The sequence below is a fragment of the Roseateles sp. genome (assembly GCF_019237615.1).
In the GTDB taxonomy this organism is placed as follows: domain Bacteria; phylum Pseudomonadota; class Gammaproteobacteria; order Burkholderiales; family Burkholderiaceae_C; genus Pelomonas.
On sequence record NZ_JAFAGT010000035.1, the window covers coordinates 43,343 to 53,830 of the forward strand.

The 10,488-nt window shown below is 67.6% G+C and carries 12 protein-coding genes; 6 read left to right on the top strand and 6 right to left on the bottom strand.

Annotated features, from left to right (window positions below):
- Window positions 1-10: 10 nt before the first annotated feature.
- The 4 genes from JOY88_RS06535 to JOY88_RS06550 all read right to left on the bottom strand — a co-directional run bounded on the left by JOY88_RS06535 (window position 11) and on the right by JOY88_RS06550 (window position 4,318).
- The gene (locus tag JOY88_RS06535; RefSeq protein ID WP_293501381.1) at window positions 11-1,771 is read right to left on the bottom strand and encodes a GMC family oxidoreductase; all 1,761 of its coding nucleotides are present in this window, start codon (window positions 1,769-1,771) and stop codon (window positions 11-13) included.
- Window positions 1,772-1,782: 11 nt separating this feature from the next.
- Entirely contained in the window at window positions 1,783-2,541 is a 759-nt protein-coding gene (locus tag JOY88_RS06540; protein WP_293501383.1) for a gluconate 2-dehydrogenase subunit 3 family protein, read from the bottom strand.
- 101 nt (window positions 2,542-2,642) lie between these two features.
- Window positions 2,643-3,398, bottom strand: coding sequence for an ABC transporter permease (locus JOY88_RS06545; RefSeq protein ID WP_293501385.1), 756 nt, complete (start codon window positions 3,396-3,398; stop codon window positions 2,643-2,645).
- Window positions 3,395-4,318 (bottom strand): ABC transporter ATP-binding protein, encoded by a 924-nt coding sequence (locus JOY88_RS06550; RefSeq protein WP_293501386.1) that lies wholly within the window; start codon window positions 4,316-4,318, stop codon window positions 3,395-3,397. The genes JOY88_RS06545 and JOY88_RS06550 overlap by 4 nt, the downstream gene beginning before the upstream one ends.
- Window positions 4,319-4,543: 225 nt before the next feature.
- Between JOY88_RS06550 and JOY88_RS06555 the strand changes: the two genes are divergently transcribed.
- From JOY88_RS06555 to JOY88_RS06570, 4 genes are all read left to right on the top strand, one after another.
- Entirely contained in the window at window positions 4,544-5,206 is a 663-nt protein-coding gene (locus tag JOY88_RS06555; protein WP_293501387.1) for a TetR/AcrR family transcriptional regulator, read from the top strand.
- Window positions 5,207-5,219: 13 nt separating this feature from the next.
- Window positions 5,220-5,993, top strand: coding sequence for a tetratricopeptide repeat protein (locus JOY88_RS06560; protein WP_293501388.1), 774 nt, complete (start codon window positions 5,220-5,222; stop codon window positions 5,991-5,993).
- Window positions 5,994-6,154: 161 nt separating this feature from the next.
- On the top strand, window positions 6,155-6,496 hold the full coding sequence (locus JOY88_RS06565) for a hypothetical protein (RefSeq protein ID WP_293501389.1): 342 nt from the start codon (window positions 6,155-6,157) through the stop codon (window positions 6,494-6,496).
- Between the two features lie 289 nt (window positions 6,497-6,785).
- Window positions 6,786-7,148: a hypothetical protein gene (locus JOY88_RS06570; RefSeq protein WP_293501390.1), complete on the top strand. Its 363-nt coding sequence runs from the start codon at window positions 6,786-6,788 to the stop codon at window positions 7,146-7,148.
- Here JOY88_RS06570 and JOY88_RS06575 read toward each other — a convergent pair.
- The gene (locus JOY88_RS06575) at window positions 7,145-8,572 is read right to left on the bottom strand and encodes a wax ester/triacylglycerol synthase family O-acyltransferase (protein WP_293501391.1); all 1,428 of its coding nucleotides are present in this window, start codon (window positions 8,570-8,572) and stop codon (window positions 7,145-7,147) included. The genes JOY88_RS06570 and JOY88_RS06575 overlap by 4 nt on opposite strands.
- A 107-nt stretch (window positions 8,573-8,679) precedes the next feature.
- Between JOY88_RS06575 and JOY88_RS06580 the strand changes: the two genes are divergently transcribed.
- Entirely contained in the window at window positions 8,680-8,931 is a 252-nt protein-coding gene (locus JOY88_RS06580) for an acyl-CoA-binding protein (RefSeq protein ID WP_293501392.1), read from the top strand.
- 85 nt (window positions 8,932-9,016) lie between these two features.
- Here JOY88_RS06580 and JOY88_RS06585 read toward each other — a convergent pair whose 3' ends face one another.
- On the bottom strand, window positions 9,017-9,340 hold the full coding sequence (locus JOY88_RS06585) for a polyhydroxyalkanoic acid system family protein (RefSeq protein ID WP_293501393.1): 324 nt from the start codon (window positions 9,338-9,340) through the stop codon (window positions 9,017-9,019).
- 149 nt (window positions 9,341-9,489) lie between these two features.
- Here JOY88_RS06585 and JOY88_RS06590 point away from each other — a divergent pair, with 149 nt between their 5' ends.
- Window positions 9,490-10,404: an aldo/keto reductase gene (locus JOY88_RS06590; protein WP_293501394.1), complete on the top strand. Its 915-nt coding sequence runs from the start codon at window positions 9,490-9,492 to the stop codon at window positions 10,402-10,404.
- Window positions 10,405-10,488: the final 84 nt, after the last annotated feature.

Here is a 10,488-nt window from a genome sequence, read left to right on the forward strand (position 1 = left end):
CCTGGATGACTCAAAGCATGCGGGGGCGTTCGACATAGGACGCCATGTCGTCGCCCAGGCGCAGCGCCAGCGCGGCCAGCGGGCCGGTCGGGTTGTAGCCGCTGTTGTGGGCGAACACCGATGCACCGACGATGAAGAGGTTGTGCGCGTCCCAATGCTGCAGGTGCGGCGACACGACGCTGGTGGCCGGGTCGCGCCCCATCACCGTGCCGCCGACGACATGGGTGCTCTGGTACTGCCGGGTGTCGTAGGGCGGCTTGCGGGCCGCGGCCGCCGTCACGATGTCGGCGCCGGCAGCCTTGCCGATTTCGTACATCTTGCCGGACACATAGGCCGACATCCTGACCTCGTTGTCGCGCCAGTCGAAATTCATGCGCAGCAGCGGCTGGCCATAGGCGTCGGTGTAGTGGGGGTCGAGGTCCAGATAGTTGTCCCGATGCGGATAGCAGCTGCCCTGCACGCCCAGCGACATCGAATGGGCATACCACTGCGCGTTGGCGCGCTTCCAGTCACTGCCCCAGCGCGGCGTGCCCGGCGGCAGGCGCCGTCCGCCTATGGGCCGGCCGTGGAACATGCTGGCCGAGATGCCGCCGCCGCCCAGGAACCCCAGGCCGGTATGGTCGAAGTTGTCGTTGTTGAACTCGTCCAGGTAGGTCTGCGTGCTGCCCGTCGCAAGGAACGGGTTGAGCCAGCGGTCCTTGAAGAACAGGTTCATGCCGGAGTTGGTCTGGTAGCAGAAGTTCTTGCCCACCACGCCCTGCCCCGTCTTGGGGTCGTAGGGCTTGCCTATCTTGCCCATCAGCAGCAGCTTGGTGTTCGTCATCGTGAACGCGCCCAGCATCACCACGTCCGCCGGCTGCAGGTATTCCTGGCCTGTGACGAGGTCCACATAGCGCACGCCGGTCACGCGCTTGGCGCGCGCGTCGTACTCCAGGCCCAGCACATGGCAACGCAGCCGCGCCTCGAAGCCCTTGCGCGCCTTCAGCATCGGGTAGAGCAGCACCTCGGGCGAGGCCTTGGCCCTGGCCTCGCAGATGAAGCGCTCGCAATGCCCGCAGTACTGGCACTGGCCGAGTTGCTGGCCGTCGGGGTTGGTGTAAGGCCCCGAGGAGTTGGCGGCCGGCGTCGGGAAGGGCTTGTAGCCCAGCTTCTCGGCCGCGGCCTTGAAGATCAGGCCGGCCTCGGTGATCTCCAGCGGCTTCTGCGGGTACTCACCGCGACGCGGCGCCTCGAAGGGGTTGCCGCCGGCCTGCAGCTGGCCCTTGATGTTGCCGGCCTTGCCCGCCAGGCCGAACAGCTTCTCGAACAGGTCGTGATACGGCTCCAGCTCGTCGTAGGTGACGCCCCAGTCCTGGATGGGCATGACGGCAGGGATGGCCTTCTTGCCGTAGCGCGACTCCAGCCGGCTGCGCAGCGTCATGTCGTACTCGGCCCAGCGCCAGGTGTGGCCGTTCCAGTGGTTGGCCGCGCCGCCCAGTCCGTCGCCGGGCAGGAACGACTCCATCCAGCGCACCGGCAACGCCGTCTCGGCGCCGCTGTAGCGCAGCGTGTAGGTCTGCACCGACCAGTCCTGCACCAGGCCCTGGTGGGTGTCCCAGCGCAACTCGTCGCGCTGGCTGGGCAGCTTGGCCTCGGCGCCGCTGGTGTGGTCGCCGCCGCGCTCCAGCACGAGCACGTCTATGCCCTTGGCCGTCAGTTGGCGCGCCGCCAGGCCCGCCGTCAGGCCGCCGCCGACGATGACGACGGTGCGCTTGTTCAATGTCGTGACCATGACATCCTCCTTCAGCTGAAGTCGGCGATGGACTTGGGGTCCCTGGCGCCGGGCACAGGCTTGCCTCGGTACTGCACCATGGCGAGGGTGTTGGTCGCGGGCAGGCCGGGATAGCCGATCAGCTTCCAGAAGACCTTGTCGACGTTGCCGCCGTAGATCGGGTCGGCAAAGCAGGCCTGCTGGAACAGCGGGTAGACCAGGTCGTTGAACCAGCTGTCCAGCGGCACACGGGCGTCCTTGACCTTGCCGGCGCCGAGGTCAAGCAGGAAGGCGTTGGCATCGGCCGGGCCGAGCTGGTCGAAGGCCCGGCCGAAGCGCTGGGTGCAGGCGGAGCTGGCGGCCTCCAGCCCCACCTTGAAGAACTCCGAAGGCGTCAACGGCAGCTGCGGACCCTGCTCCGGCCGACCCGCCATCCACGGGCCGCGCATATAGCGCCCTGCGCCGCGGCCGAAGTCACCCGCCAGCTGGCGGTCCATGTAGACGGCCAAACCGCAATCGACGCCGTTGGGCGTCAACTCGTCGGCCGGGCACATCACGTTGAGCATGGCCTCGACGAAGGCCGCCTCGCCCGGGCTGAACGAGACATAGCCCAGCACTTGGTTCACGACCGGCCCGGGCGACGCCGCTTCGGCCACCGTCGCCAGCGCCGCGGCACTGCCGGCCGCCAGGCCCTGCGCGAACGGCAGCGCGCCCACGCCGCCAATCACCTGTTTGAGAAAACCACGCCGCGCGTCGGGCGGGGTCAGCGGCGCATCGGAGTCCTTGTCCATGGTCCGTCTCCCGGTGGGTGACCGCGCACCGACGCCATCGCGCCGCGCGGCGTCCCAACTCTAGGACGGAGCCACGTTGCCGTGGGACTTCTTTGCAGTTCTCAATGCCGAATCTTGTAACCGCGGCGCAGCAGGGCCAGCGCAACACCCGACACCACGACGAAGCTGACGCTCACCACGCCAAGGCTCAGCCACGGCGACACGTCGCTGACACCGAAGAAGCCGCGGCGGAAGCCATCGATCATGTAGAAGAAGGGGTTCAGGTGGCTGATGCCCTGCCAGAAGCCCGGCAGCGACTGCACCGAATAGAACACGCCGGACAGGAAGGTCATCGGCATGATGATGAAGTTCTGGAAGGCGGCGAGCTGGTCGAACTTCTCAGCCCACAGGCCCGCGATCAGGCCCAGCGTGCCCATCAGCCCGGCGCCAAGCACCGTGAAGGCCAGCACCCACAGCAGGTTGTCCAGCCCCGGCGGCGCGAACCAGGCCGTCACCAGCAGCACGCCCACCCCCACGGCCAGGCCGCGCACGACGGCCGCGCCAACATAGGCGACGAACCAGGCCAGCGGCGACAGCGGCGTCAGCAGCAGGAAGACCAGGTTGCCGGTGATCTTGCTCTGGATGAGGCTGGACGAGCTGTTCGCGAAAGCGTTCTGCAGCACGCTCATCATCACCAGGCCGGGGATGAGGAACTGCGTGTAGCCCACCGTGTCGTAGACCTTCACATGGTCTTCCAGCGTATGGCCGAACACCAGCAGGTACATGACGGCGGTCAGCACCGGCGCCGCGACGGTCTGGAAACTGACCTTCCAGAAGCGCAGCACTTCCTTCTTGAAGAGGGTGGAGGCACCGTTCATGCCGAGGCTCCGTTCATGATTTCGAGGAACACGTCTTCAAGGTCGGCGCGGCCGATCTCCAGGTCTTCGACCGGCACGCCGACCTTTCTCAGCCCGGCGAGCGTGGCCTCCACCTCGGCGGCGTCATGCGCCGTCACCTGCACGATGCGACCGGTCACGCGGGCGCGCTCCGCGATGTCGGGCGGCAGCGCCGCGTCGGTCTTGAAGCGCAGCATGGTCGACGCGGTGCCGGCCAGCAGCTGCGAGGTGCGGTCCAGCGCGACGATGCGGCCCGCCTTCAGCATGGCGATGCGCTGGCACAGCGCCTCGGCCTCCTCGAGGTAGTGCGTGGTCAACAGCACCGTGTGGCCCTGCTTGTTGAGGCGGGCGATGAACTGCCACAGCGTCTGGCGTAGCTCCACGTCCACGCCGGCGGTGGGCTCGTCCAGCACGATGACGGGCGGACGGTGCACCAGGGCCTGGGCCACCAGCACGCGGCGCTTCATGCCGCCGGACAGCTGGCGCATGTTGGCGTGGGCCTTGTCGGCCAAGCCCAGGTTCTCCAGCAGCTCGTCTATCCAGGCGTCGTTGTTCTGCACGCCGAAGTAGCCGCTCTGGATGCGCAGCGTCTCGCGCACACTGAAGAATGGGTCGAACACCAGCTCCTGCGGCACCACGCCCAGCGCCTTGCGCGCGGCTGCGTAGTCGTCCACCACGTCGTGGCCCATCACGCGCACGCGGCCTTCGGTGGCCCTGGCCAGACCGGCCAGCACGCTGATCAGCGTCGTCTTGCCCGCGCCGTTGGGGCCCAGCAGGCCGAAGAACTCGCCGCAATGGATGTCGAAGCTCACGCCGTCCAGCGCCCTGACCTGCCCTCCCCGGTAGGTTTTCTTGACGTTCTGGAAGGAGATGGCGGGGGGGGATGAGGTCGGACTGGGCATAGGCGCAGGATTCTAGAAGTCGGCCTCTTGGGGGCGCGGTTCACTGCCAGAATGCCCCGATGACTTGTGCGCCCCAACGCCCATTGCATTCGCTGCCTTGCGTGCCGCAGCGCGCCAGTGGCGCGGTTCTTTGCCAGCCACGCGGCGTTCACCGGGCGTTGCCTGCGCGGGCCCAGCCCCCCAAGGGGGTGCGCCAGCCGCTCCGTGCGGCCAGGCGCTCCTGACATGCCCACGCCCAAACGCCCCCGCCGCACCGCAGAGCGCATCCTGGAGGTCACGCTGGACCTCTTCAATGCCTTCGGCGAGCCGAACGTGTCAACGACGCTGATCTCGGCCGAACTGAAGATCAGCCCGGGCAACCTCTATTACCACTACCCGGCCAAGGATGAGCTGGTCAACGCGCTGTTCGGTCGCTATGAGGCCGAGCTCGGCGAGCTGCTGGCCGCGGCCGACAACGTGCGCCATGTGGAAGACGCCTGGCTGTTCTTCCACATGCTGTTCGAACTGATCTGGAAGCACCGATTCCTCTACCGCGACCTGAACGACCTGCTGTTCAAGAACCGTCGCCTCGAGACCCATTTCCAGAGCTTGCTGGCCGCCAAGGAGCAAGCCATGCGCAACGTGCTGTCGGGCCTGCACCTGGGCGGCTCGCTGAAGATGGAACTGCGCGAGGCCACGCCGACGGCCAACGCGATGGTCGTGGTGGTGAGCTACTGGCTGAGCTACGAGTATGTGCGCGACCCGCGCCATGCGCTGGAGCCAGAGCGCGCCGGCAGCGCCCTGATGCGCGGCGCCTTCCACGCGCTGAGCCTGCTGCTACCCTACCTCGAACCCGCCTCCAAGGACCACCTCTTCAAGCTCGCCGGTCAATACCAATCACAACCCTGAAGGAGACAACGCGATGGCCAAGTGGACCGCCTTTCCGTACGACAACAGCGCCTTTGTCTACACGCCGGCCACGCTGAAGAAGCACTGGGCCCGGCTGCATGCGGGCGACGCCGAGCCATTCCCCAAGGATGCCGACGTCCAGCAGGCCTGGATCCACTTCCACGCCGGTGACTTCCAGGCCGCCTACGACGCGGGCCTGGCCGCCGGCGGTGCCGGCCTCACCGTCGCCAACAAGGCCCAGGGCATCTACGCCAACTACCTCGAGAAGAAGGAGAAGCTGAAGCTGGAGATGTTCCTGGAGATCGCCGAGCGCGCGGAAGCCCAGCAGGCCGAGGAACCCAAGAACGCCAATGCGCACTACTGGCAGGCCTATGCGCTGGGCCGCTACGGCCAGGGCATCAGCGTCGCCAAGGCGCTGGCGCAGGGCCTGGGCACCAAGGTCAAGAACGCGCTGGAGACCACCATCGCGCTGGCGCCCAAGCATGCCGACGCCCATATCGCGCTGGGCGCCTTCCATGCCGAGGTCATCGACAAGGTCGGCAAGCTGCTGGGTCGCACGCAGGGCGCCGACACGGCCACTGGCCTGAAGATGTTCGAGCAGGCACTCAAGCTCAACCCAAGCAGTGCCATCGCGATGATCGAGCGCGCCAACGGCCTCGTCATGCTGGAGGGCGACAAGCGCATGAAGGAGGCCGAGCAGCTGTACGCCGACGCGGCCGAATGCGAGGCCATGGACGCGATGGAACTGCTCGACATCGAGCTGGCCAAGGAGGAGCTCGAGGAGTGAGCGAGCGCCGCCCGCCTGCTGAGGGCGGGCATATTTCACGGTCGAGCGTGCGATTCGTGAACTGCGTCACGATCCAACCTCCCGCGCCCTCGGGGGTGCCAGCCCAGGCATCGCGGCGTAAGCTCCGCACCCATTACTCACCCCCCAAACGAGACAACGCCATGAAGCTCCTGATCCCCGCACTCGCCGCCTTCACCGCTCTTGCCGGCAGCGCCGCCCAGGCCGCGAACAACGCCACGCCCGAGCAGGCCGAGCTGCGCGCCGAGTGCGCCCAGAGCTACAGCGACACCAGCAGCATCTCGACCCCGGTCGCCGCGAACGAGTACCAGTTCGTCTACGCCAAGGGCAAGTACAAGGGCGAAGCCAAGCCCGGCAAGCTGCTGGCCTGCACCGAGCAGCAGTACGCGGCCTACCTGGACAACAAGGCGGACCCCGCCAAGGTGATGGCAGCCTACCCGACCGCCGCCGGCCGCCCCGTCGCCAAGAAGAAGGCCGCGCAGTAATCCGCGTCGCCCTCCTTCACGCAAAAGGCGCTCCCCGGAGCGCCTTTGTTTTTTTGATCGGAAATCAGCTCGGCCCGGCGTCTTCGGCAAACAAGGCGCCAGGGATTCCCACGTCGCGCAACATTGCAAGGCCTTTTTTGGGGAAGGCGCCCTCAAAACTGGGTACGCAAGAGGCATCGCTCCCGTGGAAACCCGGTTTCACAAACACTAAGTTACTGGCATTGGCGACCGGCGCCGCCGATGTGACGCATGAGCCCATGCGCCACGGCGTGACCGCAAGGAGGTCCCCATGTCGACCCGATTTCTGCTGTTGTCCGTCCTGGCCTGCGGTCAGGCCCTGGCCCAGAGCACACCCTCTCCGATGCCGGCGACGGAGCCGGCCGCGGACCCGACCGACTGCGCGTTCACACGGACCGCCCCCGCCGACCCGAACACCAGCAAGGCTTGCGACGCCCGGATGTCCGCCGCCGCCATGCCGGACCCTGACAAGATGCTGGCCGGCGCTCCCCCGGGCGCGGGCCTGCGCCAAGGGCCGCTGAGCCGCAGCCAAGTGGTCGACGAGATCAGCCGCGCCCGCCATGCCGGCGAACTTGACTGGGCGGCCATGGAGACCGGTCTCGACTCGCCACGGCGCGTCGCCTCCAGGCGCTAAACCCCCTCCGAACCCCAGGGCAGCATCATCGACAGCAGCAGCAGCTTCTCGAACTCGGGGGCGAAGTTGGCGACGATGGCCTCGGGGTCGGGGCACAGGCCGGTGTCGGTGATGAGGCCGAACTGAACGCGGCCGGCATAGGTCAGGATGCTGACCCCCATACCGATGTCACCAGACTGCGGCACCCAGAACATCACCTTCTCGACCGTCGAGCCGCAGAATTTCAGCGCCTCGGCCGGGCCGGGCACGTTGGTCATGACGGCCGTCGCCTTCCTGGCGAAGATGTTCAGCATCGCATGCTGGACCGGCTTGATCAGCAGGCCGGCGACCGACAGCAGGCCGAAGGCCATCACCGGCTGGAAGCTGCCCTTGAGTTCGCTCATGCGCGCGCGCACCGCGAACAGCCGCTCCACGGGGTTGGCGATGCCTATGGGCAGCACCAGCGGCACCAGGCCGAAGCGGTTGCCCAGCTGCCAGGCGTGCTCCAGCGGGCGCAAGTTGACCGGCACCATCGCCCGGATCTCCTTGCCCGCGGGGTCCTCGCCCCTGGCCGCAAGGTAGCGGCCGATGGCGCCGGCGGCGCAAGCCAGCAACACGTCGTTGATGGACGCGCCCAGCGCCTTGCCGACGGCCTTGACCTCGGCAAGCGCCAGGTTGTCGTCCCAGGCCACGGTCTTGCCCAGGCCGGGCTTGCCCTTGAGCCGCGTGGGCGAGTCGTCGGGCATCAGCGCGAACGCCGCCACGTCGGACACGGCCTGGTAGCCCATGCGGGCCATCTCCAGCGACGAATCCATGGGCGTGCCGCCGCTCAGGGCCAGGTCCATCCCCTTGGCCACGCCCTTGCCGGTCATGCCTATGGCCTTGACCGTCATGTTGCTGATGGGTCGCAGGAAAGCGTCGAGCAGCCAGTCCGTCTCCTGCGCCTCCTCGGGCCCGGCGGCCCGCCGGGGCGGCGCCTTGCCACCGTCGGTGATGGACAGCATGACGGCAATCAGCGCGATGCCGTCGGCGATGCAATGGTGGATGCGGGCGATCAGCGCGCTCGTGCCGTCGCCCATGTCCTCGATGAGCTGGAACTGCCACAGCGGGTGCGCCGGGTCCAGCGGCTGCGAGCACAGCTCGCCGACGCGCTGGCGCAGCACCTCGTCGCGGCTCTGGCCACGCAGCGGCAGCGGCGCCTCGGCAACGACATGGCGGGCGATGTCGAAATCCTCGTCCACCACCCATTGCGCGCCCAGCAGCGCATCCTCGACGACGCGCTGCCGAAAGCGCGGGTACTGCAGCAGCCGCTGGGCCACCCGCTCCCGCAACGCGTCCAGCTGAATGCCCGGGCGGATGGACCAGACTCCGACGATCATCATCAGGTTGGCCTCGGTATCCATGCGCAGCCAGGCCGTATCCACCTTGGACATGCGTTCGCTCATCTGGCCCACTGCGTCTCCTCGCAAGCTGTTTTTCGGGGCCTAAACTCGACGGCCCGTCGACCGATTGTCACCAGATCGACGCCCCTGATTCAGCCTGGAGAAACCCCGTGAGCCTGAAAGACCAATTCGAAGCTGCCGTGGCCGACTCGAAGAACCTGCCCGAGCGGCCCGACAACATGACGCTGCTGAAGATCTATGCGCTCTACAAGCAGGGCAGCAGCGGCGACGTACAGGACAAGCGCCCTGGCTTTACCGACATGGTCGGCCGCGCAAAATGGGATGCCTGGAACGAGCTCAAGGGCACTGACGGCGACGACGCGATGCAGCAATACGTCGACCTGATCGAATCGCTGAAATAGCGAGCCCCTCGCCCGGTCTGGCAGCGCCGGACGCGCGCCGCCGCGGGCCGAGACACCGGCCTCTGCGTCAGCAAGACAACCGGCTTCAGGCCGGTTTCTTCTTGGCCGGCGCCTTCTTCTGCGCCGCCAGCAGGCCGTCCAGCTCCTTCTGGATCTCGCCCTCTATGGTCTGCCTGAAGGCGCCCAGCAGGAAGCCGAGCCGGGCCACCAGCTCGAAGTGGTCGGCCGCCACGGTCAGCTCGCCGCTAACGCCGGCACGCGTGAACTCGACGGTGTCGCTCGCCTCGCCCTCGAGCACCGTGCACTCCATGTCGAACTTCTGCTCGACCTTCTCGGCCCACTTCCAGGCAATCTCCCTGGCCTTCTTGAGGCCCAGCGCATGGTCTCGGTGGATGCGGATCTCGGCCATCTGCGGCCCTCCTTGTCTCGTGGCCCGCACTCTACCGCCGACGACCCGGTGCACGCATACTGCGGCGCCTAAGACAGAGACTCGGGCGGCAGCGCTGGCCGGCCTGTTCGGCAGGCGCAAGATGCCGGCCCCACCTCCACCTCCCGACCATGCCCCAACACCTTCCCCTGCATGCCCACCTGACCGACGTCGGGCCTCTCGTCTACGGCTGCATGGCCTTGGGCGGAGACTGGGGCGGCGCCCCCGTCTCCGAGGCTGACATCGCCCAGGCCCACGCGGCCGTCGAGGCGGCGCTGGACATCGGCGTGAAGCTGTTCGACCACGCCGACATCTACCGCCGCGGCAAGGCCGAGGCGGTGTTCGGCGCGCTGATCAGGCGCGACGCGGGCCTGCGCGCCAGGATCAGGCTGCAGAGCAAATGCGGCATCCGCTTTGGTGACGACGCCAACGTCGGCCGCTACGACCTCAGCGCAGACCACATCGAGAAGAGTGTCGACGGCATCCTGCAGCGCCTGGCCGTCGAGCGCATCGACATCTTGCTGCTGCACCGCCCGGACGCGCTGATGGAGCCCGCCGAGGTCGCACGCGCCTTTGGCCGGCTCAAGGCGGCCGGCAAGGTCGGGCACCTGGGCGTGTCCAACATGCATGCCGGCCAGATGCGCTGGCTCCAGACCGCGCTGGGCGAGCCTCTGGTCGTCAACCAGCTGGAGCTGAGCCTGGCCAAGCTGGACGCCCTCGACGTCGGCACCACCTTCAATGACCCGCAGGCGGCCACGCGGCCCGGCGGCATCGCCTGGGCCGGCACGCTGGAGTACGCGCAGCAGCACGGCGTGCAGTTGCAGGCCTGGGGCTCGCTGGCGCAGGGGCGCTTCAGCGACCCGGCAGCATCCGCCGCCGCCCAGGCCGTGCATGAGATCGCCGAGGCCCACCGCACGACGGTCAACGCCGTGCTGCTGGCCTGGCTGCTGCGCCATCCGGCCGGCATCCAGCCAGTCATCGGCAGCGGCAACGCAGAGCGCACCCGCGCCTGCGGCGATGCCACCAGGATTCAGCTGAGAGCCTGAGAGTTTTTCTCCACCGCCCTTTGCTGGCACGAAACTGGCATGTGCTGAGGCATGAGTGATGCCAGGCACCAAGGTGATGCGTCG